21 protein-coding genes are annotated in these 23,168 nt (G+C 63.7%); 7 read left to right on the forward strand and 14 right to left on the reverse strand.

Annotation, left to right across the window (positions count from 1 at the left end; all coding sequences use genetic code 11):
• Positions 1-17: 17 nt before the first annotated feature.
• Positions 18-752, reverse strand: a complete 735-nt coding sequence (locus FGK63_RS02210; protein ID WP_138839966.1) for a class I SAM-dependent methyltransferase — start codon at positions 750-752, stop codon at positions 18-20.
• Between the two features lie 61 nt (positions 753-813).
• Between FGK63_RS02210 and gloB the strand changes: the two genes are divergently transcribed.
• Together gloB and clpA are read left to right on the forward strand one after the other, a co-directional pair.
• Positions 814-1,581, forward strand: a complete 768-nt coding sequence (gene gloB / locus FGK63_RS02215) for a hydroxyacylglutathione hydrolase (RefSeq protein WP_171052546.1) — start codon at positions 814-816, stop codon at positions 1,579-1,581.
• Positions 1,582-1,757: 176 nt separating this feature from the next.
• Complete coding sequence (gene clpA / locus FGK63_RS02220; RefSeq protein ID WP_138839968.1) at positions 1,758-4,082, forward strand: ATP-dependent Clp protease ATP-binding subunit ClpA; 2,325 nt, start codon at positions 1,758-1,760, stop codon at positions 4,080-4,082.
• A gap of 288 nt (positions 4,083-4,370) precedes the next feature.
• Here the strand turns inward: clpA and FGK63_RS02225 are convergent, their stop codons facing one another.
• From FGK63_RS02225 to FGK63_RS02240, 4 genes are all read right to left on the reverse strand, one after another.
• Positions 4,371-5,174, reverse strand: coding sequence for a hypothetical protein (locus FGK63_RS02225; RefSeq protein ID WP_138839969.1), 804 nt, complete (start codon positions 5,172-5,174; stop codon positions 4,371-4,373).
• A gap of 79 nt (positions 5,175-5,253) precedes the next feature.
• Positions 5,254-7,017 (reverse strand): peptidoglycan -binding protein, encoded by a 1,764-nt coding sequence (locus tag FGK63_RS02230; protein ID WP_138839970.1) that lies wholly within the window; start codon positions 7,015-7,017, stop codon positions 5,254-5,256.
• Positions 7,018-7,020: 3 nt separating this feature from the next.
• Entirely contained in the window at positions 7,021-8,199 is a 1,179-nt protein-coding gene (locus tag FGK63_RS02235) for a biopolymer transporter ExbB (protein ID WP_138839971.1), read from the reverse strand.
• A gap of 68 nt (positions 8,200-8,267) precedes the next feature.
• Entirely contained in the window at positions 8,268-8,798 is a 531-nt protein-coding gene (locus FGK63_RS02240; RefSeq protein ID WP_138839972.1) for a gamma-glutamylcyclotransferase, read from the reverse strand.
• A 68-nt stretch (positions 8,799-8,866) separates the two neighbouring features.
• Between FGK63_RS02240 and FGK63_RS02245 the strand changes: the two genes are divergently transcribed.
• Positions 8,867-9,868 carry a DUF2125 domain-containing protein gene (locus FGK63_RS02245; RefSeq protein WP_138839973.1) on the forward strand — a complete coding sequence of 334 codons (1,002 nt, stop codon included), beginning with the start codon at positions 8,867-8,869 and terminating at the stop codon, positions 9,866-9,868.
• Positions 9,869-9,881: 13 nt separating this feature from the next.
• Here the strand turns inward: FGK63_RS02245 and FGK63_RS02250 are convergent, their stop codons facing one another.
• From FGK63_RS02250 to FGK63_RS02265, 4 genes are all read right to left on the reverse strand, one after another.
• The gene (locus FGK63_RS02250) at positions 9,882-10,721 is read right to left on the reverse strand and encodes an extensin-like domain-containing protein (protein ID WP_246043902.1); all 840 of its coding nucleotides are present in this window, start codon (positions 10,719-10,721) and stop codon (positions 9,882-9,884) included.
• A 14-nt stretch (positions 10,722-10,735) separates the two neighbouring features.
• Positions 10,736-11,656: a prephenate/arogenate dehydrogenase family protein gene (locus FGK63_RS02255; protein ID WP_138839974.1), complete on the reverse strand. Its 921-nt coding sequence runs from the start codon at positions 11,654-11,656 to the stop codon at positions 10,736-10,738.
• Entirely contained in the window at positions 11,653-12,738 is a 1,086-nt protein-coding gene (hisC, locus tag FGK63_RS02260) for a histidinol-phosphate transaminase (protein WP_138839975.1), read from the reverse strand. Before hisC ends, FGK63_RS02255 begins: the two co-directional genes overlap by 4 nt.
• Positions 12,739-12,802: 64 nt before the next feature.
• Positions 12,803-14,218, reverse strand: coding sequence for an aminotransferase class V-fold PLP-dependent enzyme (locus tag FGK63_RS02265; protein WP_138839976.1), 1,416 nt, complete (start codon positions 14,216-14,218; stop codon positions 12,803-12,805).
• A gap of 103 nt (positions 14,219-14,321) precedes the next feature.
• Here FGK63_RS02265 and FGK63_RS02270 point away from each other — a divergent pair, with 103 nt between their 5' ends.
• Positions 14,322-14,783, forward strand: coding sequence for an Lrp/AsnC family transcriptional regulator (locus FGK63_RS02270; RefSeq protein ID WP_138839977.1), 462 nt, complete (start codon positions 14,322-14,324; stop codon positions 14,781-14,783).
• 4 nt (positions 14,784-14,787) lie between these two features.
• Here FGK63_RS02270 and FGK63_RS02275 read toward each other — a convergent pair whose 3' ends face one another.
• From FGK63_RS02275 to FGK63_RS02290, 4 genes are all read right to left on the reverse strand, one after another.
• On the reverse strand, positions 14,788-15,231 hold the full coding sequence (locus FGK63_RS02275; RefSeq protein ID WP_342777304.1) for a toxin-activating lysine-acyltransferase: 444 nt from the start codon (positions 15,229-15,231) through the stop codon (positions 14,788-14,790).
• A 56-nt stretch (positions 15,232-15,287) separates the two neighbouring features.
• Positions 15,288-16,229 (reverse strand): Hint domain-containing protein, encoded by a 942-nt coding sequence (locus tag FGK63_RS02280; RefSeq protein ID WP_138839978.1) that lies wholly within the window; start codon positions 16,227-16,229, stop codon positions 15,288-15,290.
• A gap of 150 nt (positions 16,230-16,379) precedes the next feature.
• Positions 16,380-17,000, reverse strand: coding sequence for a 30S ribosomal protein S4 (gene rpsD, locus FGK63_RS02285; RefSeq protein WP_138839979.1), 621 nt, complete (start codon positions 16,998-17,000; stop codon positions 16,380-16,382).
• Between the two features lie 182 nt (positions 17,001-17,182).
• Positions 17,183-17,719 (reverse strand): hypothetical protein, encoded by a 537-nt coding sequence (locus FGK63_RS02290; protein ID WP_138839980.1) that lies wholly within the window; start codon positions 17,717-17,719, stop codon positions 17,183-17,185.
• Positions 17,720-18,874: 1,155 nt separating this feature from the next.
• On the opposite strand from FGK63_RS02290, the gene FGK63_RS20895 reads away from it, so the two are divergent.
• The 3 genes from FGK63_RS20895 to FGK63_RS02305 all read left to right on the forward strand — a co-directional run bounded on the left by FGK63_RS20895 (position 18,875) and on the right by FGK63_RS02305 (position 21,066).
• Entirely contained in the window at positions 18,875-19,360 is a 486-nt protein-coding gene (locus FGK63_RS20895; protein ID WP_218961092.1) for a hypothetical protein, read from the forward strand.
• A gap of 229 nt (positions 19,361-19,589) precedes the next feature.
• On the forward strand, positions 19,590-19,862 hold the full coding sequence (locus FGK63_RS02300; RefSeq protein ID WP_138839982.1) for a hypothetical protein: 273 nt from the start codon (positions 19,590-19,592) through the stop codon (positions 19,860-19,862).
• Between the two features lie 532 nt (positions 19,863-20,394).
• Positions 20,395-21,066, forward strand: coding sequence for an ankyrin repeat domain-containing protein (locus tag FGK63_RS02305; protein ID WP_138839983.1), 672 nt, complete (start codon positions 20,395-20,397; stop codon positions 21,064-21,066).
• 32 nt (positions 21,067-21,098) lie between these two features.
• On the opposite strand, the gene FGK63_RS02310 is transcribed toward FGK63_RS02305, so the two are convergent.
• Positions 21,099-22,895, reverse strand: a complete 1,797-nt coding sequence (locus tag FGK63_RS02310; protein ID WP_138839984.1) for a PHA/PHB synthase family protein — start codon at positions 22,893-22,895, stop codon at positions 21,099-21,101.
• Positions 22,896-23,168 lie beyond the last annotated feature (273 nt).

A 23,168-nucleotide genomic window follows, 5' to 3' on the forward strand; every position in this document is an offset into this window, starting at 1 on the left:
TCCAGCCCCCCGCCCGCTCACACCGGTTTCAGCAGGCCGTCCAGCACTTTCGCCGGGCGGCGCGGCGCGTCCTTGGCCACGTTGCCGCTGGGCGGATTCACCCGTTTGCTGACCTCGACCATCAGAACGCCCCCGGCCATGATCGTCGGTATGCGCTGGCCGGCCTTTTCGATCAGGCTGCCCGATTTCAGCCAGAACCGCCGGAAGGACGGCGGCAGGTACAGCGCCGAGCAATGGTTCTCGGGCAGGAAATGGTGGATCTTGAGCTGCGTCTCCAGCTGCCCCAGCGTGTAGGGCCGCCCGAAGCCGAACGGCGTCTTGTCCGAGCGCGACCACAGCCCCGCCCGGTTGGGAACGATGAAGATGGCCTTGCCGCCCGGCCCCAGCACCCGCCAGCACTCGTCCAGAAGCTGGCTGGGCCGCTCCGAGGTTTCCAGGCCGTGCATCACCACCAGCTTGTCGACATGTCCCGTTTCCACGGGCCAGTTGGTCTCTTCGCTCAGGACCGAGACATTGGGCATTCCCGCGGGCCAGGGCATCACCCCCTGCGGGCCCGGCATCACGCCGATCACCCGCCGCGCGTCGGCCAGATAGGGGCGCAGCAGCGGGACCGCGAAACCAAAGCCGGCAACGGTCTGCCCCTTCGCCTCGGGCCAGATGTCCAGCAGGCGACCGCGGATCGCGGCCTGTGCCGCGCGCCCGAGCGTGCTGCGGTAGTAGAAATTCCTCAGATCCTGCACATCGAGATGCATTGCGGATACCTGCCCGATCAGCTTAGCTGGGGGCAGTCTAGCAATGAAAGGGCAAAACGCCATGCCTCTCGAGATCGTCACGATCCCCTGCCTCAGCGACAATTACGCGTTTCTGGCGCATTCCGCCGAAACCGGGGAGACGGCCTTGGTGGACGCGCCCGAGGCGGCCCCGATCCTCGCCGAGCTTTCGGCGCGCGGCTGGCGACTGAGCCACGTGCTTCTGACCCATCACCACTACGACCACGTGGACGGGCTGGCCGCGATCCTGGCGCAGCACCCCGCGCAGGTGGTCGGCGCGGCGGCCGACGCGCATCGCCTGCCGCCGCTCGACATCCAGGTCGCCGAGGGCGACACGTTCGAGGTGGGCGGCGAGCCGGTGCAGGTTTTCGACGTGTCCGGGCACACGCTGGGCCATGTCGCCTATTACATGCCGCAAAGCCGCGCGGTCTTCACCGCCGACAGCCTGATGGCGCTGGGATGCGGCCGCCTGTTCGAAGGCAGCGCGCCGCAGATGTGGGCCTCGCTCGGCAAGCTGGCGGCGCTGCCCGACGATACGACCGTCTGCTCGGGCCACGAATACACCCAGTCGAACGGCAAGTTCGCGGAAACAATCGAACCGGAAAACCCGGCATTGCAACAGCGCATCGCCGACATCGCCCGCGCCCGCGCCGCCGGAGAGCCCACGGTGCCGTCGTCGCTGGCGCTGGAAAAGGCAACCAACCCGTTCCTGCGCGCCGCCGAGCCCGGAATTCAGGCCAATCTGGGCATGACCGGCGCCGACCCGGCCGCGGTCTTCGCCGAGATCCGCGCCCGAAAGGACCGCTTTTGAAGGCCGAAAAACCGATCTTCACGGCCACGGTCACGGGAAATGTGACTGTCAAGAGCAAGAAAACCCTTGAAGCCGCGCGACGATCAACCAAACTCTATAAGTATGAGGACATGGTTGGGCTGGGGGTCCGACCGCAACTCCACCCCCTCCCGACCCAAGACTAGAGGAGCACACGCGTGCCTTCATTCTCGAGCACACTAGAACAAGCCATTCACGCGGCCCTCGCGGCGGCGAATGAACGGCGACATGAATTCGCGACGCTGGAGCATCTGCTGCTGGCGCTGCTGGACGAGCCCGAAGCGGTGCGCGTCATGAAGGCGTGCAGCGTCAACCTCGAAGAGTTGCGCGGCACTCTGATCGAATTCATCGACGAGGACCTGGCGAACCTCGTCACCGACATCGACGGTTCCGAGGCGGTGCCGACCGCCGCCTTCCAGCGCGTGATCCAGCGCGCCGCGATCCACGTCCAAAGCTCGGGCCGGACCGAAGTGACCGGCGCGAACGTCCTGGTAGCGATCTTTGCCGAACGCGAAAGCAACGCCGCCTATTTCCTGCAGGAACAGGACATGACCCGCTACGACGCGGTGAACTTCATCGCGCATGGCGTGGCCAAGGATCCCGCCTATGGCGAGAACCGCCCGGTGACCGGCGCCGACCAGGCCGAGGAAGGCGCCCAGAGCAACGCCGGCGAGGCCGACCAGAAGGAAAGCGCGCTCGGCAAGTATTGCGTCGATCTGAACGCCAAGGCCCGCGCCGGCGATGTCGACCCGCTGATCGGACGCGCCGACGAGGTCGAGCGTTGCATCCAGGTGCTGTGCCGCCGCCGCAAGAACAACCCGCTGCTGGTAGGCGATCCCGGCGTGGGCAAGACCGCCATCGCCGAGGGCCTGGCCCACAAGATCGTCTCGGGCGAAGCGCCGGACGTTCTGGCCAAGACGACCATCTATGCGCTCGACATGGGCGCGCTTCTGGCCGGCACCCGCTACCGCGGCGACTTCGAGGAACGGCTCAAGGCCGTCGTGACCGAGCTTGAGGATCACCCGGACGCGGTGCTCTTCATCGACGAGATCCACACCGTGATCGGCGCCGGCGCCACCTCGGGTGGCGCGATGGACGCCTCGAACCTGCTGAAGCCCGCGCTGCAGGGCGGCAAGCTGCGCACCATGGGTTCGACCACCTACAAGGAGTTCCGCCAGCACTTCGAAAAGGACCGCGCCCTGTCGCGCCGGTTCCAGAAGATCGACGTGAACGAACCGACGGTCGAGGACAGCATCAAGATCCTGCGCGGCCTCAAGCCCTATTTCGAAAAGCACCACGACATCAAGTACACCGCCGACGCGATCAAGACGGCCGTGGAGCTGTCGGCGCGCTACATCAACGACCGCAAACTGCCCGACAAGGCCATCGACGTGATCGACGAGGCCGGCGCGGCGCAGCACCTGGTCGCGGAAAGCAAGCGCCGCAAGACCATCGGCGTGAAAGAGATCGAGGCGGTCGTCGCCAAGATCGCCCGCATCCCGCCCAAGAGCGTCAGCAAGGACGACGCCGAGGTGCTGAAGGATCTCGAAGCTTCGCTGAAACGCGTGGTGTTCGGCCAGGACGAGGCCATCGAGGCGCTGTCCAGCGCCATCAAGCTGGCCCGCGCCGGGCTGCGCGAACCCGAGAAACCGATCGGCAACTACCTGTTCGCCGGCCCCACCGGCGTCGGCAAGACCGAGGTGGCCAAGCAACTGGCGGACACGCTGGGCGTTGAACTGCTGCGCTTCGACATGTCGGAGTACATGGAGAAGCACGCGGTCAGCCGCCTGATCGGCGCGCCGCCGGGCTATGTCGGCTTCGACCAGGGCGGCCTGCTGACCGATGGCGTCGACCAGCATCCGCATTGCGTGCTGCTGCTGGACGAGATCGAAAAGGCGCATCCGGACGTGTTCAACATCCTGTTGCAGGTGATGGACCACGGCGAGCTGACCGACCACAACGGCCGCACCGTGAATTTCCGCAACGTGGTGCTGATCATGACCTCGAACGCGGGCGCGCAGGAACAGGCCCAGGCCGCCATCGGCTTTGGCCGCGACCGCCGCGAGGGCGAGGACACCGCCGCGATCGAACGCATGTTCAGCCCGGAATTCCGCAACCGTCTGGACGCGGTCATCTCCTTCGCGCCGCTTCCCAAGGAGGTCATCCTGCAGGTGGTCGAGAAATTCGTCCTCCAGCTCGAGGCGCAGCTGCTTGACCGCGGCGTGACCATCGACCTGACCCCCGCCGCCGCCGAATGGCTGGCCGACAAGGGTTATGACGACAAGATGGGCGCCCGTCCGCTGGGCCGCGTGATCCAGGAGAACATCAAGAAGCCTTTGGCCGAGGAACTGCTGTTCGGCAAGCTGGCCAAGGGCGGCATCGTCCGGGTGTCGGTCAAGGACGGCCAGCTCAACCTCGAGATCCTCGGGCCGGATCAGCGGCGCATTTCGGGCAACAAGCCTCCGCTTCTGACGGCGGACTGACGCGCGCCACCCGATAGAAACGGAACGCCCGCCGCAATCCACGCGGCGGGCGTTTCACGTTGCGCCGTAGCGCCGCGAGGGCGGATGGCCTGCCCCGCGTCCGCGTCCGGGACAAGCCCCGCGTCTTTCCCGGTAAAAGAAATCGCGCGTCCGGAAACGCGCGAATTCAGGTCTTTCGGATTGTGGGTGCAGGGTCTTCGGTTGCCCCCTTCTTCAGGCTGCCGCATTCGCGTTTCCGAAAACCGGGACCAAACCGAAGCGCCGGTTTGGCCCCCTGCGCGTGGCGTTTTACTTGTCGTTGAATTCGCCGTCACCTTCGGCTTCTTCACCACCTTCTTCTTCGCCACCTTCTTCTTCGCCGCCTTCAGTGGTTTCTTCGCCGCCGTTCTCGACTTCCTCACCGCCGTTCTCGGCTTCTTCACCGCCGTTCTCGGCTTCCTCACCGCCGTTCTCGGCTTCTTCACCGCCGTTCTCGGCTTCTTCACCACCGTTCTCGGCTTCCTCACTGCCTTCGGTGCCTTCTTCACCGCCTTCGGTGCCTTCTTCGCCGCCTTCGGTGCCTTCTTCACCGCCTTCGGTGCCTTCTTCACCGCCTTCGGTGCCTTCTTCACCGCCTTCGGTGCCTTCTTCGCCGCCGTTCTCGCCCTCTTCGCCGCCGTTCTCGCCCTCTTCGCCGCCGTTCTCGCCTTCCTCGCCGCCGTTCTCGCCTTCTTCGCCGCCGTTTTCACCTTCTTCGCCGCCGTTCTGGCCTTCTTCGCCGCCGTTCTCGGCTTCTTCAGCATAGGCCGTGTCAGCCTGGAAAACCGCGAATATCGCCGTAGCCGGAACCAGAGCAAGAGCAGACAGGCTTGCCGCGATCGTCAGAAACTTTGCTAAAATCCGCATTTTCTTTTCCTTTTTTTCAATTTGAGCAGGTAGTTTTGAAAGATTCATTCGCCCAATGTCACATGCAACGACGAGATGGGGGCGTACCCGCTTTGGGCGATAGTTCGCGAAACCAAGGGCGCTGGCACGGCCAAAATGCGCCGATTTTGACGGTTTGGCACCGGAACCGCGCCTCTTGCGGGAAACGCCATCCGGACACTCTTCCATAGCGAAACCGGGCGCGATCCGGCGCCCGCAGGACCGTCAATCCAGCGCAGTCCGCCACTGCGGCGACTGTCAAAAGAGGCTACTTTTCCGTCAGCTTCAACTCGATCCGACGGTTCTGGGCGCGGGCTTCGGGCGTGTCCGCCGGGTTGACCGGCTGGAACTCTCCGAACCCGTTGGCGGCCAGTCTGTTGGGCGGGATGCCCAGTGAATCGACCATGTAGCGCACGACCGACAGGGCCCGCGCCTGGCTGAGTTCCCAGTTGTCCCGATAGCGCCCGCCGCCGCCAAGCGGGATGTTGTCGGTATGGCCGTCGACCCGGATGATCCAGTTCAGTTCGGGCGGGATGTCGGCCGCGACGCTGCGCAGGATTTCCGCGACCTTGGCCACCTCGCGCCGGCCTTCCGCGGACAGGACCGCCGAACCCGTGTCGAACAGCACCTCGGACGAGAACACGAACCGGTCGCCCTCGATCCGCACGCCTTCCTGCTGCCCCAGAACGTCGCGCAACCGGCCGAAGAACTCCGAGCGATAGCGTTCCAGATCCTCGGCCCGCGCGGCAAGCTCTTCCGTTCGGCCCGCCAGCGCCGCCGCCTCCGCCTCCAGGCGCTTGCGCTCGGCCTCTTCCAGCAGGCGGCGTTTGCGCTCTTCCGAGGCCGCGCGCGCCAGCGCCGCGTTCAGGTCCTGACCCAGCGTCTGGATCTGGATGTCGGCGGCCTCGTTGCGTTCCTTGTAGTCGTCGAGCAGGGCCTGCAAGGATCCCAACTGGCTGCGCAGGGCGGCGATCTGCTGGTTCAGCAGCGCCGCCTGCCGCTGCGCCTCTTCCGAGATCGCCTTTTCCTCCGCCAGGGCGCTGCGCGCCGCGGCCAGCAGGGCGGCGCGTTCCTCGGCCAGGGTCATCTGCGACGCGGCTTCGGCTTCGGCTTCGGTCCTTGCGCTCAGCGCCGCCTGCAACTGCTCCTGCAATTCTTCGGCGTTGAGTTCCCCGAACCGCCGCTCCAGCTCCTTCTTCGCTGCCTCGGCCGCCGCCAGCAGGGTCAGCGTCTCTTCGGCCTCCTTCCGCTGTGCTTCCAGCGCCAGCGTCATCGCCGTCAATTCGGCATCCGCGTTGCGCAGCCTCTCGCGCAGGGCGTTGGCCGCGGCGGATTCGGCAAGCTTCGCGGCTTCCGCCTCGGTCAGTTGCTGTTCCAGCGCCTCGGCCCGCGCCGCGTTCTCCTCGCCGCTGCGCTCCAGATCGGCCACCAGCGCTTCGAGCGCCTCGCGCCGGGCGGCGGCCAGCCGGGCGGCTTCCGTCTGCGCGTCGATCTCTTCGCGGCTGCGCGCCAGCGCCAGGTTCAACGCCTCCTGTTCCGACAACAGCTGTTCGCGCGCCGCCTCCAGTTCCTCGCGCTCGGCCTCGAGCGTCCGGATCTCGCCCAGGCTGCGTTCCTGCTCGGCCAGCAGCACGGCAACCTGCACCTCGAATTCGGCGATCTGGGTCTGCGCCAGATCCAGCGCCGCCGCCTGCCGGTCGCGCTCGGTGGTCAGCGACGAGATCATCGCCTGCGCCTGTGCCAGGTCATCCTCGGCCTCGGTCAGCGTTGCGCTCAGCGCGCCCAGCCGGGCCTGCAGGCGGCTGTTCTCGCGTTCCTCCAGGCCCAGCGCGGTGGCCAGCGCGGAAACCTCGTTCGCCAGCGCGCTCAACTCGTCCTCCTGCCCCGAGATGGTCTCGCGCAGCACGAACTGCACCACCATGAAGATGGTCAGAACGAAGGTCAGCACCATCAACAGCCCCGTCATCGCATCCACGAAACCGGGCCAGACCGACCCCTGGAAGCGTTGACCGGTGCGGCGAGACAGGGCCATGGCTTATTCTCCGTCGGGCGCGGCCCGCGCGGGCCCGCGCGGATAGGACAGCGCCTTGATCAACAGGTCGATATCCTTGCGGAACTCGATCATGCTTTCCTGGCGGCCCGCCGACATCTCTTCGAGAATGCGCAGCAATTGCACGTCCATCGACCGCAGCCGCATCCGGCTCTCGGCGTCCAGCCCCTCGCCCGCGCCCTTCTCGCGCATGTGGTCAAGCAGGGCTTCCTGCCCCAACGCCACCCGGTCCAGCGCGGCGGTGACCCCTTCGCTCCCGGCCTGCCGCTGGTTCATCTCGCCGATCACGTCGACCAGATGCCCCAGCTTCGACGACACCTCGACCTGCCCCTTCTCGGTGGACGAAAACATCGTCTGCAGTGCGTCCATCTGTTCGGACATCGCCTCGAGAACCGGCGTGAGCACCGCCAGTTCCGCGCTGCCCTCGTCGCCCGCGGCAAAGCCGACACGGGTAATGGTCGACAGCCATTCCTCGAGCTCGCGATAGAACCGGTTCTGGCCGTGGCCGGCGAACAGCTCCAGCAGACCCACGATCAGCGACCCGGCCAGCCCCAGCAGCGACGAGCCGAAGGCCACGCCCATGCCGCCAAGCTGCGCTTCGAGCCCGGTCATCAGCCGGTTGAACACGGCAAGCCCTTCTTCGCCCTCCTGCGGGTTCAGGCTGCGGATGGTGTCGACCACCGCCGGAACCGTGGTCGCCAGGCCAAAGAAGGTGCCCAGCAGGCCCAGGTAGATCAGGACGTTGGTGATGTACCGCGTGATCTCGCGCTCTTCCTCGATCCGCTCGGACACCGAGTCGAGGATCGACCGGGTCGAGGTCGAGCTGATCTGCATCCGTGCGCCGCGCGTGCGCAGCAGCGACGCCAGCGGCGCCAGCAATTGCGGCGGCCGCGTTCCGTCTCGCTCGAACCCGCCGACGAACTGCTCGATCCAGCGAACCGAGCCGATCAGCTGCGCCACCTGAAAGAAACAGGCGAAGACGCCGACGACAAAGACCAGCAGGATGAAACCGTTGAGATAGGGGTTCGCCTCGAATACCGGCATGACGCGCGGCAGGGCCAGAAACACGCCGACGCTGGACAGGGCGATCACGATCAGCATCATCACGATCTGCCGGATCGGTTGCGAGAATAGCGGCCTCGCCTCGTGGTGTGCCTGCGCCATGCGCCTTGTTCCTGGTATTATCTGCTCTTGCCCAAACCTACCGGTATTTCGCAGGTTACGCCAAGAGTTTATGCCGTCAGACTGCGCACCCGCCGGGACAGCCATTCGAGGTCCGGGTCATGCAGCCCGATTTCCGACAGGTGCTCGGCCGTGTTGTAAAGGTACTCGGTGTTCGGGCCCCGCCCGCCCACCGCCCGGGCGATGATGCTGGCCTGCTCTTCCAGCGGCATGCCGCCGCAATACTGTACGTGGTGGGGGTCGATCACGTAGGTCACCGCGTTCACCACCTCGCCGCAATCCAGATGCACGTCCAGCATCCGCTCGAGATAGGCCGACGAGATCAGCTCGCGCTCGCGCAGCTCGTCCAGCGTCCGCTCTTCGTGCCCACCCTCGACCGCCATCGCCAGGCCCTTGCAATGCGCGCCCTCAACCTCGTCCAAGGCCAGGACCAAGCCGGGGTTCTCCTCGGTGCCGCGATGGTGGATCGAACTCATGCAGAAGGACCGGGCATAGCCGTGCAGCACCGCCAATTCGCTGCGGGCCACGGGAAACCCGGGATTCCACAGAAGTGATCCATATCCGAACACCCACATCGTCATCGCGCTGGTCCTTGCCTTTCCCGCCCTATAAACAGCAATTCCAAACAAGGCAAAAGAGGCCATTTTCCATGAACCGCCTGGTGCGTTTGATCGTTTTCATCATCATCGCCTGGTCAGTCTACTGGTTCGTCGCGGGCTACGGTCTGCGCTCGGCGATCGCCGGCTGGTTCGAGCAGCGCCAGCAGCAGGGGTGGCAGGCCGAGTTTTCCGACATCGGAACAACCGGCTATCCCGCGCGGCACGTGACGCGGCTTGGCGCCCCCATCCTGGCCGACCCGGCCAACGGCACCGCCTGGAGCGCGGACTGGATCGATCTGGACAGTCCCGCGATCTGGCCCGGGCGGCAGACCCTGCGCTTTGCCGACACCCCGCAGCGCCTGTCCTATTTCGACCAGACGGCCATCGTCGCCGCCCGGAACATGCAGGCCGACCTGCACCTGAAACCGGGCGTGGCCCTGATGCTCGAACGCATGGCGCTGACCTCCGATCCGTGGTCGGTCGCGCGCGACGGGAAACTGGTGGCCGGGGCGCGCAACCTGAACCTCATCATGGTCCAGACCGAGACGCCCGAAACCTACGCCATCGTCGCCGAGGCCCAGGCGTTCACACCGGGCGAAGACCTGCGCGACCTGATGCAATCGGCGGCCTCTCTGCCGCAAGAGTTCGAGACCCTCCAGCTCGACATGACCGTGCGGTTCGACAAGCCCTGGGACAGGTCCGCGCTCGAAGAGCGCCGACCGCAGCCGGTGGTGATCGACCTTGCCCTGGCCGAGGCGAAATGGGGCGCGCTGCGGCTGTTCGCGACCGGCGAGCTGAACGTGGACGCGCAAGGCGTGCCCACCGGGGAAATCGCGCTCAAGGCGGAGAACTGGCGCGACATGGTGGCGATGGCGAATGCCGCGGGGGTCCTGCCGGATCAGGCCATCGATCCGGTCAACCGCGTGCTGAACCTGCTGGCCGGACTGGGCGGAAACCCGAACGCGCTGGACGTGTTGCTCAATTTCCGCAACGGCTACATGGCCCTCGGGCCGATACCGCTGGGCCCCGCGCCGCGCCTGATCCTGCGCTAGGCCGCAGGCGCGGTCAGCGGCAGACCGGGCCGCTGCGGTGCCGCGCGGTATCGAAGTGGAAATGATCCTGGTGGTGGCCGTCCGAGCCGGGCCCCAGAACCGTGCCGAACGGGCCGCAGGCGCCCTTGCGCACCTGCCGCAGCAGCTTTCGCGCCGGGTCCCGCTTCCAGCCTTCGAGCACGGTCAGAACCTCGCCGTCCATCATCGTGAAGGCGGAAATGTCGATCGCCCTGCCCTTGCCGTGTTCCGAGATCCGCGCGCCCTTCTGGTTGTTGCGGGTCCGGCAGGCGTAATGCGCGGCGACCTTCAGCTCGACCACCGGCCCGCGCCGCCGAAAGGTCGGTTTGACCGTGCGTTCGACCCAATGGTTCAGCGCCTGCGCCGTGCCGCAATCCATCACCGACGGCTGGCTCAGCCGCACGCCGGAAATCGAGGTGATCTCGACCGCGTCCTTGATCCCGCATACCCCCCGCCCGGGAACCTTGCCGATCTCCTTGCCCTGGATTTCTATGTCGCCGCACACCGCGCCCTTCTTCTTCAGGCGCCTCTTGAACAGGATCTTCTGCTCAAGCGACTCGGGCCGCAGGAACGGAAACGCCGACACGTCCGGCGCAAGCCCAGGCAGATCCGCCGGGCGGGTCGCCACCAGCAAAGCCTGCGGCGACTCCGGCCGGATCTCGGGCCGGACGGAGAAAACCTTTTCCACGACCGCCGCCGTGTCCTCCGCCACCGCGCTTGCGGCTGCCACCAGGGCGTCCTCGGCATCGGTCCGCGACTTGGGATGCAGCGACGCGTCGGGTGCATTCGCCGCGGCCGCCGTTGCGACAAGAGCCAGCGCGCCCAGCAAAGCCATTCCGCCCCGGCGCATCATGACTTGGCCTTCGCGCGCCCAAAGTCCGGCGCGTCCGTATCCTGTCCGGCGTCGATGATGCCCCGCCGGATCGCCCGCGTGCGGGTGAAATAGTCGTGTAGCAATTCGCCGTTGCCGGTGCGGATGGCCCGCTGCAACGCGAACAGTTCCTCGGTGAAGCGCCCGAGGATCTCCAGTGTCGCGTCCTTGTTGGTCAGGAACACGTCGCGCCACATCGTCGGATCCGAAGCCGCGATCCGGGTGAAGTCGCGGAAGCCCGCCGCCGAATATTTGATCACCTCGCTGTCGGTCACGCGGCGCAGGTCGTCGGCCACCCCGACCATCGTGTAGGCGATCAGGTGCGGCGTATGGCTGGTGACGGCCAGAACCAGATCGTGATGATCGGCCTCCATCTCGTCGACATTGGACCCCATCCCCTCCCACAGCGCCCGCAGCCGGGCCACCGCGTCGGGGTCGGTGCCTTCGACCGGAACCAGCAGGCACCAGCGGTTGTCGAACAACTCGGCAAAGCCCGACTCGGGGCCGGAATGCTCGGTTCCCGCCAGCGGATGGGCTGGTACAAAATGGACACCAGGGGGGATGTGAGGATGTACAGATTGGATAACATCGCGTTTCACCGACCCCACGTCGGTCACCGTCGCCCCCGGTTTCAGGACCGGCGCGATCTCTTCGGCCACCGCCCCCATCGCGCCCACCGGCACGCAGAGTACCACCAGATCGGCCCCCTCGACCGCCTCGCGCGCGCTGTCGCAGACGCGGTCGCACAGGCCGATGCGCCGGGCTGTCTCGCGCGTCGCCTCGGACCGGGCATAGCCCGTTACCTCGCCCGCCAGCCCGGCGCGCTTGATCGCCCAGAACATCGAAGACGCGATCAGCCCCAGCCCGATCAGTGCCACGCGGTCGTAAATCCGGCTCATGCGAGGCCCCCCTTGAAGGCCGTGACGGCCGCAACCACGCGGCGGCAGGCCGCTTCGTTCCCGACGGTGATGCGCAGCGCGTTCGGCAGTCCGTACCCCGCGACCCTGCGTACGATCAGTCCCTGGCTTTGCAGATGGACGTCGCAAGCCTCGGCCTCGTCCCTGTCGGCGAACCGCGCCAGTATGAAGTTGGTGCAGGAGGGGTCGGACGGTACCCCGATTTCGGCCAGGGCCGCAGCCAGCCACATGCGCAAACGGGTGTTTTCCGCACGGCAATACTCCACGTATTCCCTGTCGCGCACGGCCGCCTCGGCGGCGAGCAATGCGGTCGAAGACAGGTTGAACGGTTGCCGGATGCGGTTCAGAACATCGATCATCGCCTTTGGCGCGTAGCCCCAGCCGACCCGCATGCCGCCGAGGCCGTAGATCTTGGAAAACGTCCGCGTCATGATGACGTTGCTGCGCGCATCGACCACGGACACGCCGCCATCGAAGCCGTCGACGAACTCGGTATAGGCCCCGTCCAGAACAAGGATGACCTGCGGCGGCAGGTCGTCGGCCAGCCGCACCACTTCCGCCTCGGGGATCATGGTCGAAGTCGGGTTGCCTGGGTTGGTGAGGAACACGACCCTGGTATTGTCCGTGCAGGCCGCAAGGATCGCGTCCACACCGACAACGCGCTCGCGTTCTGGCACCTGAACCGGAACAGCGCCGGCCATCCGCGCCAGGATCGGGTACATGGAAAACCCGTGCTCGGTGTGGATCACCTCGTCGCCCACACCGGCATAAGCCTGCACCACGAATTGCAGCACCTCATCGGAACCGACGCCGCAGATGATCCGCTCGGGGTCCAGCCCGTGAACCTCGCCGATCGCCGCCCGCAAGGCGTAGTGATCGGTGCTAGGATAACGGTGCAGCGTCGCGGCGCTTTCGCGCACCGCCTCGATCGCCTTGGGGCTGGGCCCGAACGGGTTTTCGTTCGAGCTAAGCTTGATGACATTGGCCACGCCCTCGACATGGGACTTGCCGCCCTGGTAGAGCGCGATGTCCATGATGCCGGGCTGCGGAGTGATCTTGTTCATGTCGGGGCTCCTTGGATGCGCCCCTCATAACGATGTCACCGACCTGAGAAAAGCTTCAAAACCCTCATGCGGCCTTGAAGCGCGCGGTGGCGGGGTCAGCGTCGTAGAACCGCGCGAATTCCTCGGTCCGATGCGACAGGTCGTTGACGCTGTCGATGATGAAGCGCACCGTTTCCTCGCTCATCAGGTAAGAGAAGTTCAGCCGGACCCAGCCGGGTTTCCTCATTTCTTCGCCTGCGCTCAAAGCGGCGTGCAGCGCCTCGGACGCGGCCCGGTCGATCCCCAGCAGGCGGTGGGCGTAAGGACCTGCGCAGGCGCAACCGCCGCGCGCCTGAATGCCGTAGATGTCCGAGAGCATGCGGGTGAACAGCTGCTGGTGAACCGGCCGCCCTGCATTGTCCCGGACAAGGAACGAGAAAATCGGCAAACGGTGCGCCTTGTCGGTGCCCAGAAGGGTGAGGTTCGGATTTCCGCCCCAGCCCTCCAGCGCCATCCGGTTGTACAACGCCTCGCGCCGGGCGATTTCCTCGGTGCCCACGACATCCTTGACGATGAAGGCCAGCGCCGCGCGGATGTCGCCGATAACATTGGGCGTTCCCGCCTCTTCCCGTGCGGCCAGGTCGGCGCTGTAGTCGTGCCGCCAGGGCGAAACGAAGGTCACCGTGCCGCCGCCCGGCCAACTGGGGCAGGCACGTTTTACGGCGCCCGTGTTGACGGCCAGCACGCCCGAAGCGCCCGGCCCGCCGGGAAACTTGTGTGGCGAAACGACGATTGCATCCTTGCGCGCATCCGCAGGCCCCATGCTCATCGGCAGGTACGGGCCACCACCGGCATAGTCCCAGACGGCCAGCGCGCCATGCCGCTTCAACAGACGCGTGACAGGGTCCGGGTCGGTGATGATCCCTGTCACGTTCGACGCTGCGGAAAACGATCCGATCACCAGATCCGCATCGGCATTCGCAACCAGAGCCGTTTCCAGCGCCATCAGATCAGGCCCGCCCTCGGCGGCCTCGGGAATCTCGATCACTTCGGCCTTGCTCTCGCGCCACGGCAGGATGTTCGAGTGATGCTCGTAGGGGCCGATCAGGACAACCGGCCGGTCAGCCTCCCCGATTCCAAACAAGCTGACCAGCCGGTTGAGGCCCGCAGTCGCGCCGGACCCGGTGAAGATCACCGCATCCTCTCCCTTGGCGCCGATGATGCGGGCGATCTCGGCGCGCGCCTCGCGGCGCAGCCGGGTGATGTAGGACCCGCAATAAGAGGCTTCGGTGTGGCTGTTGGCATAGAACGGCAGTACATGCTCGGCCACAAACTGTTCGACTTGCCGCAGGGCGCGGCCCGAAGCGACGTAATCCGCATAGACCAGCGGCACGTCCCCGCACAGTCCGGGGATGAGAATGTTCTCACCGATCAGTCCGTCGCGCAGGACATTGTCGTGAGTGGCGGTTTCAATCGCTGCGCGGAAATTGGACAGGGACATGTAGCGGGCTCCTTCTTGCACTTTCCAATGTGATTGAGGGTGCGCGGGGAAACTTCACCTTTCTTTGTTCATTTTTTCCCATTTTTGTGTCATATGCTTCAAAATGAGCAAAACTTTGGATCATATTGACATGCGCATGTTGCGCGAACTGCAACAGGACGCCACTTTGTCCCAACGGGATCTGGCCGATCGGGTCGGCCTGTCACAAAACGCCTGCTGGCGGCGGTTGAAGGCGCTGACCGACGGCGGCGTGCTCAAGGGCTCTACTGCCCGGATCGCGCGGGAAAAACTGGGACTGAAACTGGTTGTCTTCGTCATGCTGCGCACGCGCCACCATTCGAAGGACTGGCTGCAGGCCTTTCGCAACCACGTGCTGACCATTCCCGAAGTGGTCGATTTCCACCGCATCGGCGGCGATTACGACTATCAGCTCAAGGTGGTGACGCAGGATATGACGACCTATGACAAGGTCTACCAACGGCTGATCGAAAAGGTCGAACTGGACAGCGTGACCTCGTATTTCGCGATGGAGGCGATTGCCGAGGGACGGCCCTTGCCGCTTTGACGGGTCAAACCGGTGGGAAATCCGCCTCGGACAGAAAGCGCGCCTTGCCTTCGGCGCGCTCGAAATCAATGTGCAGGATCCGCCGCGTCTTGTTCCCTTCCTTGACGCGCCGGAAGAAAAACTCGCGTTCTGCAAAGTTGCCCGGCTGCATGATCCACCTAGTCAAACCCGCCGCCATGCCCTTGTAGGGGGCGATCAGGTCGACAAGCCAAAGCCGGTCGCCCGACTTCCAGTCATCGAAGCTCAACACCTCGACATTGACCAGCCGGGCCTCGGCGTTCGAGTTCAGATAAGCCCAGGAAAACATGGCCCGGGGAACACCGTCGAAGCGAAATATCCGAAACTGCCCCAGCTCCACAGGGGGTTCCACCGCTGCCCGCAGATTCGCGACACTCATGCCGGCATGATGTGGGCTGCGCAAAGCCAGGAACATCACGTCGCCATACACGCGCAGCTTTTCCTGCGAGGGGTACTCGGCCCCCTGTTGCTGACCACTGCCCGCGTTCAAATCTCGACCTGCGTCAGCAATTTGGCTTCCTTGACTCTCGCCACGAAACGCGCGGTCATTCTGTATCCCGAATCCGCCTCGATTTCGGGAAACAGTTCAAGCAATTCCGCCCGCATGTCCGCGTCGATCGCTCCCAGGGAATAGTCCGCGGGATGAAAACTCTCGGTCGGGGTTCCATTCGTGAAGATCACCTGATGGCTGTCGAACAGCACGTGGTAATAGTCGACGTCCTCGACCGTGTCGTCGACGTAGATGTTCTGCCCATCAACCAATCCCTTGGCGGGAACGAGGGCTTCGTCCTCACCCAGGAAAAGCTGGACCCGCCAGTCGCCGATCAGCACTCGATGCTGCGGCGAGACAAGCAAATCCTGTTTCGGCCGCCCGTCGCCAAGCGCTCCGGCGGTAATCCGAATTGGCCGCAGGTTGGGATTGTCCTGCAGATCGCCGGCGGTCAATGAGCGTGATCCCACCCATCGAATCCGTTGCATCCCGTCATCCACCGTCGGCACCAGGTCGCCAACCCTCAGATCTTCCACGGGAACTTGGCCTTTCTCGGTTTTGACCAACGTACCCCCGGCCAGGCAGATCAGCAGAGTGACCGTGACCGTATCGTCGTCCGACTGGCTTCCCGTCCTCCCGACGATCGTGAACGAGACCGTCTGATCGACGCCGCTCTGGATCACGGCCTGTCGGTCGATATCGAAAGAAAAGCTGCCATCCGGATTCAGAACGAAATTGTTCGTGTAGGTGCCGAAATTGGCGCTGAACTGGGCGATCGAGTAACTGTTGGCCTCACCAACGGACTGACCAGTGACGAGGCTGACGAGATCGAAATCGCCCGTGACCGTCGTGACGGATGGGTCGGACAGATCGGCTGTCATGGTCCAGTCTGACGGGCCGCCCGCGTAGCCAGTAACTTCTCCGATGTTGTAGCCCATTCGCGCTGCTCCCCGGCATCCGTTCCAGTTGCCGCTGGCCTGTCACCTGATATCCTGTATCGGCCCTGTTCTACCCGCTTTTGGGAAGCGGTTCCAAAGAAAAAAGCCGCGCTGATCGCGCGGCTTTCGCATTCCGTTGGTCGGCGAAGATCAGTTCTTCGCGTAGAATTCGACCACCAGGTTCGGTTCCATCATGACCGGGTACGGCACATCGCCCAGGGCGGGTGTGCGCACGAAGGTGGCGGTCATCTTGGAGTGGTCGGCGTCGATGTAATCCGGCACGTCGCGCTCGGCCAGCGAAACGGCTTCCAGAACGGCTGCCAGTTGCTTGGACTTGTCGCGGACCTCGATCACGTCGCCTTCCTTGACCCGGTAGGACGGGATGTTCACGCGCTTGCCGTTCACCTTGACGTGGCCGTGGTTCACGAACTGGCGGGCGGCGAACACGGTCGGCACGAATTTCGCACGGTAGACGACGGCGTCCAGACGGCTTTCCAGCAGGCCGATCAGGTTTTCACCGGTGTCGCCGCGGACCCGCTCGGCCTCGGCGTAGATGCGGCGGAACTGCTTCTCGGTCAGGTCGCCGTAGTAGCCCTTGAGCTTCTGCTTGGCGCGCAGCTGAAGGCCAAAGTCCGACAGCTTGCCCTTGCGGCGCTGGCCGTGCTGGCCGGGGCCGTATTCGCGGCGGTTCACCGGGGATTTCGGACGGCCCCAGATGTTTTCGCCCATCCGGCGGTCGATTTTGTACTTGGCAGACGTGCGTTTGGTCACGGCTGATCTCCTTCAGTTTTGGTCGAAGCCCATACAGGCCACTATGAAGGGCGTTGTCCTCTTGGGTTTCCCCATGACAGGCATCCCCTTGCGGGGGCCACCAACACCAATGAAGCCGCGCTTATATCCGCGTTGTTGGGAGAGTCAACATGGCGATGCGATAGAAACGAACTTTCCCGGGCTCAGCTGGACAACGGCTGACGGCTGCCGAGTTCCACTGCCGCCGAAGCGGTCGCCGCAGCGGGCCGTGACACCGGCGCTTGTTCCTGCGCGGCGGCGGCCGCAGTCGCCTGCCGCCAGCTTGACAGGTAGGTCACCCCGTCCTCCTCCGAATGCGCCGTATCCATCTCGCCGGTGGAGTAGCGGGTGATCCCGCCGATCCAGAAGTCCGTGTCCCGCGGCGGCATTTCCCCGTCGAACACCAGCAAGGGCGAGGATTGCGCATCCGCTTCGACCAACAGCATCGTGTAGCTGCGGGCGCCGTTGGTGATCATGACGCTTGCGGTGACGTTCTGCACTGCGAAACCGGTTGCGCCCGACACGCGGCGCCGTCGCGCCACGGACAGCAGGGCATCGGGTCCAGCCGGGCTGTCGACGATTTCGGGAACGGACCAGAACCCCGTCTGGGCCACGCTTTCGGCCTGCGCCAACCGGGTGGTCCGCCCGCGCCAAGACCAGGCGGACCCTATCGCCATCGACGCCATGGGCGCCGATTCCAACCCGTCAATCTCCGTCTGCGACCATTTGATGGCTGTCACACCGCCTGAGCCGGTTATCATCCGCCTGTCTGCCCGTTACCCAAAAGCATTCGTACTTTTTTTCAGCGTAACATTAACAAATGCAGAACAGAGGAAGAAGAGCCCCTTGCCTTGAAAGAAACAACTGTTGCCGTAGTATCATTTCGACCTGAGACCTGTTCATCTATAGGTTGCATTTCTGCCACGGCTTTGCGGCTGAATACAACCTATGGGGCGTCAATCGCCCTGCTGCCTGTCGATATCATGTTGACGGCTGAGAAAGTATCGCGCCGAAACGCACATTTTGAGGCCGAAACGGAAACTGTTGCAACGGCTGTTGTTACGACAAACGTCACTCGGGGCGGTTACAAAACACAGCAACACCAGTACCCCAGCCACACTCGCAACTGAAAGCGGTGGCTTTCCTTGCCAAGCAGGCGGGCATAGTTTGCCAAGTCGCAATCGAATTTCCGGCAACGTCGCCGCCGCCGCGAGCGACCGGGACAATACCCTCGAACCGACACCGCGTTCGGTCACGTTCATCAAGGTGAAAAAAACGAGATGGCCTGAGGATATGCTCAGGCGGCTTCCGCTTTAGTACTGAGAAATGGGTCGGTGTAGCCTGCCCGGACTTCATCGAATGTGATCTCGTCCATGCCTTGCGTCATGGCCCTGCCCGGCGGCGGTCAGGTGCACCATGAGGCGTCGGCTCGGATAGGTGGAGGAACTCGCGGCGGAATGCCTCCGTCGATGCCCGATCCGGGCAATGTCACGGCAATTCTACCCGCTGCACCAAGCGCGACAGCCGCGCGGGAGACATTGCAGGCCGGAGGAATGTCAGGCCAGGCCCGGTCGGGTTGATCGCCTCGGGCGGCGGTGGAGACTGGCACGTTGGGCAGCGGCAGAGCGCCCTTTCCTCTTGGCCAAACCTGTTAAAGGGGCACACTCCACTCATGTGCGTCGCGGCCTTCTTGCGGAAGCCACTCGCCAAAGAAGGTTTTCAAGGTCCATCTGATCTCGCAGACGTGACCATCGTGCCAGAACGCGGCGCATGTCTGCGGCGGCATGAGCTTCTGGCTTCCCCTCCCCGAAGCGTGACATGAGTTCATTGGCCTTTTGCCTGCGGCTTGGCCCATCATGCAGATGGTCCCTCCGGCGAAAACGAAAGGCGGCACCATGTTCCAAACCGCTCTGATTTTTTTTGTTGCCCCGGCGTTGGCAGTTGCAGCCAATCTGTCGTTTGCGCAGGTCGCAATGGCCCACGACGCAGGCGCCGGATCCGTCAATGTTGTTGATAGGATCATTTCTCCAGGAGTTGTGGCCGAAAGCTCGCATGAACGCCACAAACCGCGCGTCAACAGATACTACATTCAGCCGAAGCCCTACCATCCTCGCAAGACTTCCCGATATCCCGGCAGTTCAGGTGTCGAAAAATACTTCGATCGGCCCAAAAGGTATCATCCGCGCAAGCGGTACTACTACCACAGCAGCAAACCCCGCTACTCGCCTCGCTCCTACAGGTATCCACGCTACAACTACGGATCTTACCCGTATCCCAGCCAGCTGCGAAAACCCTACCGGCAACGCAGCTCGTACCGCGGGTATTTTCGGTTTGGGCACTGACCAGTGCATTGCGGCGAAGCTTGTACGGGAGCTTTCGAGGGGGAGAGAGGCCAGCTTGAGGGGGTAGAAGCCAGCCTCTCTCTCAGGGAAACCCCTCAGGGTGTCAGTGAACCCTTCGATTGGCCCCAGATTACCTCTACTTCCATACGTCTGAAATTGGGGGTTTCCCGTAAAGTTTTCCGATTTCGGCGTTGTTGGTCATCTTTAATGAACCGGACACAAATTCGCCATGGCGCAGAGCTACGACGTAGGGGCGGCGCGTCCTGAATTTCCGATAGCGATTTCCAAGAGGGGGTATGAGTTCGGCGCGCCGTTCCAATTCAACCTGCGCTTCGTTGACCTCGGAAACCGTCCCTTGAAACTGGAGCCGGAGAATATGGCCGTGGTGCCGGACTCAGAGTTTGAGTGGCAGTCACAGAGAGACGGCAGCGCAAAGAAATTCGCCTATTTTGGTTGCTGCATTTGTTCGGCAAAAACGGTCGCACAAACGATCGTTGCGTGAACATGTGACGCTCATCGGTTTGCACGAATGGCGAATGGCAGAACTGACAGGCCGCAGCAATTCAGGATCTGACGGACAAGTGCTGAAAACCTACACGGACGCCCAATTCGACGCGAGCCGGATGGAGACCCCGGCAAGCGAAGCCTTGGCGAGCGGCACGGTCCAAGGTGCTGTAGCCGAGCGAGGCGGAGCGCACGGATCATGCTTTTGGTGGCCGGACAGGCAAATCGATCGCTTCTAGAAGGGTGGTTCTCCCGGTTGTGAAGGTGGCTATCCTGGGGTCGAAAAGCCATGATGATCGCAAGTGCAACGAGCCGGCCTGCTTTTCGCGTGCAGCACGTGCAATTCGTACGCCGCGGCATTTCTCGTCTTGGGCGAAGGTTGATTTGTCCCTTGGTCTTGCTGAGCGCTCGCGACATTCGAAAGATCGCGCATTTGCAGCGTTTTCGAAGCGCTTTTTTCTGCGGACGTGTATCCTGGCCCTGGCGCCCTGCCATTGATGCGGGCCACCTACCACACTGGGAGAGCCGTCATGTTCAAACACATTCTGGTCCTCTTGGTCCTGGGAGCGGCCGTGCCAGCGCTGGCGCAGACCGCTCCTTCACCGTCGGACATTGCCGGCTACCAGGGGCTGCACCGGGCCGCGCATGAAGGCAGCGTTACCGAGATCGTACGGCTCGCCGCGGAAGGCGCCGACGTCAACGCCCGTGACCGCCGCCGCCGCACTCCGGCGCATGTCGCGGCCTTTGCGTCGCACGATGACAGCCTGCGCGCCCTGGCCGAAGCCGGGGCCGACATGAATGCGCTGGAAGGCCAGGACTACGACGTCGTGACCATTGCTGCCGTCGCCGACGACCCTGCGCTGATGTCGCTGGCGATCGAACTGGGCAATGACCCGGGCCTCGTCACCAGCCCCTACGAAGGCACCGCCCTGATCGCCGCCGCGCATCTGGGGCATGTCGAGGTCGTCCGGCGCCTGATCGAGGCGGGCGCGCCGCTGGACCATGTCAACAACCTCGGCTGGACCGCACTGATGGAGTCGGTCGTACTGGGCGATGGCGGCCCGGATCACCAGGTCGTGGCGCGCCTGCTGGTCGAGGCAGGGGCCGACCGCGGCATTGGCGATTTCGACGGGGTAACGCCGCTGGAACACGCCAAGGCAAGGGGATTCTCGGAGATGGTTTCGATCCTGTCCGGGAAATAGACGTGAAGCTGAAATGCCCGCCGGGTGCATTGTCAGCTTTCGAAGATATAGGTGCCCGGCGCGTCGCAGAGCGGCGGATATCCGGCCTTGGCCGCGCCCATCGTCGGCGGTTTCACGTGACCTGAACTGCGGGCGTTCAGCCAATTCGTCCATTCGGGCCACCAGGACCCCTGGATTTGCTCTTGCTGCGCAAACCATTTGTCCGGGCCAACGTAAAGATCGTCGGGCGAGGTTTGGCCGATGTAGTAATGGCGCCCCGGACGCCCCGGTTCGCTGACGATACCGCCGTTGTGGCCGCCGGAGGCCAGAACGAATGTCAGTTCAACATCGGTGAACAGACGCGCCTTGTAGACCGACTGCCATGGCGCGATATGGTCCTTTTCGGTGCCGACCACGAACATGGGCGCGGCGATGTCCTTCAGCGCGATCACGCGCCCCTCGACGGCGAAGCGACCGGCGGTCAGCCGATTTTCCAGAAACAGCCCACGCAGGTATTCCGAATGCATCCGCGCCGGCATCCGGGTGGTATCGCCATTCCAGACCATCAGGTCTGACGGAAGATCGGCCTTGCCCAAAAAATACCGCCGCACCGCGCGGGCATAGATCAGATCCTCGGCGCGGATTGCCGCGAAGGCACGCGACATCTGCGGCCTGTCGAGATAGCCCTGCTCCCACATCAGGTCCTCGAGAAAGGCGACCTGGCTTTCGTCGAGAAACAGCAAAAGCTCACCGGCTTCCACGAAATCGACCTGCCCGGCCATCAGCGTGACGCTGGCCAGCCTGTCGTCACTGTCGCGGGCCATGGTCGCGGCGGCGATCGCCAGCATCGTACCACCCAGGCAGTAACCATTGGCATGGATCTTGCGGCCGGGAACGATCGCTTCGATCACGTCCAATGCCGCCATGACGCCGCGTTTCCGGTAGTCCTCCAGCCCCAAATCCGCCTTCTCGGCCTCGGGATTGCACCACGAGATGACGAATACCGTGAACCCTTGCCCAACCAGATAGTTGATCATTGAGTTTTCGGGCGACAGGTCGAGAACATAGTATTTCATGATCCACGCGGGAACGATCAGAACGGGTTCCGCCTGCACCGAGTCCGTTTGCGGAACGTATTGGATCAACTCGAAAATGTCGTTGCGAAAGACGACCTTGCCCAGCGTGCAGGCAAGATCCACGCCGATCTTGAACCCTTTGGGCGCTTCGGCCTTTCGCTGGCTGATGGTCTGAACGTAATCTTCCCAGAAATGTGCCGAGCCCTCGATCAGGTTCCACCCTTTTCGCCTGGTGGTCTCTTCAATGATCTCAGGGTTCAACCAGGGAAAGTTCGAAGGCGCGACAAGGTCCAACGTCTGACGCACCAGAAACGCGATGCGGTCGGAATCTCTCTGGCTCAGCCCGTTCAGGCCATGAGTGGCATGATCCCACCAGTCCTGCACCGCCAGAAAGCTCTGCTGCCAGACCGAGTAGGGAAAAATCTGCCATGCCGGATGCCGGAAACGGGGGTCGATGTCCTTGGGTTGGAATGGGGGGGTGTCGACCTGGTTCGATGCCGACAACGCCGCATGGGTCCAGACCTTGGCGGCATTCTCATTGGCAAGTTCCACCAAATCCATCTGCCGTCCCGGCGCCCGCGCCGTGTGGAGCGCCCAGTCGCTCCACGCCTGTGAGATGGCATAGGGCGACACACCTCCGGTCAACCGCGCGACGATTGAATGAAGCCGTCTGTCCAACGTCGCACGGGGGTATTCGGGCGCGTCCGACCCTGCGCGGTGGTCTGCCGCCGAAACCGGCTGAGTTGCCGCTGGTCTTTTCGTGATTGCACCCATCGGGATCCTCCTGGGGTGAGACGCATCGAAACCCGTCAATGCCGAGGCGGTGGCCTAACTCTGCTTTAGCACAGTTTTCGGCATCGGCAGGGACAATCGGCGCAGAAATTCGCGTCACACCTTTTTTGGTGGCAGCCTGGTGGCAGAGCGCCCCGACCTCGGACCTGGGATTCTTGCACTGTCAATACCAAGGCAAAAAGGGCCAGTTTCCCAGAGCAGTAATCCCCAGTTGTTTTGATATGGCGGGGACGGCGTCAGTAAAGAAGACCTTGT

It is taken from the genome of Ruegeria sediminis, assembly GCF_005938215.1.
Classification (GTDB): Bacteria; Pseudomonadota; Alphaproteobacteria; order Rhodobacterales; family Rhodobacteraceae; genus Ruegeria; species Ruegeria sediminis.

Coding starts and splice junctions, on each gene's coding strand:
- FGK63_RS02210 (WP_138839966.1), bottom strand. CDS start 752: ATGCATCTCGATGTGCAGGATCTGAGGAATTTCTACTACCGCAGCACG.
- gloB (WP_171052546.1), top strand. CDS start 814: ATGCCTCTCGAGATCGTCACGATCCCCTGCCTCAGCGACAATTACGCG.
- FGK63_RS02225 (WP_138839969.1), bottom strand. CDS start 5,174: ATGGAAGAGTGTCCGGATGGCGTTTCCCGCAAGAGGCGCGGTTCCGGT.
- FGK63_RS02230 (WP_138839970.1), bottom strand. CDS start 7,017: ATGGCCCTGTCTCGCCGCACCGGTCAACGCTTCCAGGGGTCGGTCTGG.
- FGK63_RS02235 (WP_138839971.1), bottom strand. CDS start 8,199: ATGGCGCAGGCACACCACGAGGCGAGGCCGCTATTCTCGCAACCGATC.
- FGK63_RS02240 (WP_138839972.1), bottom strand. CDS start 8,798: ATGACGATGTGGGTGTTCGGATATGGATCACTTCTGTGGAATCCCGGG.
- FGK63_RS02245 (WP_138839973.1), top strand. CDS start 8,867: ATGAACCGCCTGGTGCGTTTGATCGTTTTCATCATCATCGCCTGGTCA.
- FGK63_RS02250 (WP_246043902.1), bottom strand. CDS start 10,721: ATGGCTTTGCTGGGCGCGCTGGCTCTTGTCGCAACGGCGGCCGCGGCG.
- FGK63_RS02255 (WP_138839974.1), bottom strand. CDS start 11,656: ATGAGCCGGATTTACGACCGCGTGGCACTGATCGGGCTGGGGCTGATC.
- hisC (WP_138839975.1), bottom strand. CDS start 12,738: ATGAACAAGATCACTCCGCAGCCCGGCATCATGGACATCGCGCTCTAC.
- FGK63_RS02265 (WP_138839976.1), bottom strand. CDS start 14,218: ATGTCCCTGTCCAATTTCCGCGCAGCGATTGAAACCGCCACTCACGAC.
- FGK63_RS02270 (WP_138839977.1), top strand. CDS start 14,322: ATGAGCAAAACTTTGGATCATATTGACATGCGCATGTTGCGCGAACTG.
- FGK63_RS02280 (WP_138839978.1), bottom strand. CDS start 16,229: ATGGGCTACAACATCGGAGAAGTTACTGGCTACGCGGGCGGCCCGTCA.
- FGK63_RS20895 (WP_218961092.1), top strand. CDS start 18,875: ATGCAGATGGTCCCTCCGGCGAAAACGAAAGGCGGCACCATGTTCCAA.
- FGK63_RS02300 (WP_138839982.1), top strand. CDS start 19,590: ATGGCGCAGAGCTACGACGTAGGGGCGGCGCGTCCTGAATTTCCGATA.
- FGK63_RS02305 (WP_138839983.1), top strand. CDS start 20,395: ATGTTCAAACACATTCTGGTCCTCTTGGTCCTGGGAGCGGCCGTGCCA.
- FGK63_RS02310 (WP_138839984.1), bottom strand. CDS start 22,895: ATGGGTGCAATCACGAAAAGACCAGCGGCAACTCAGCCGGTTTCGGCG.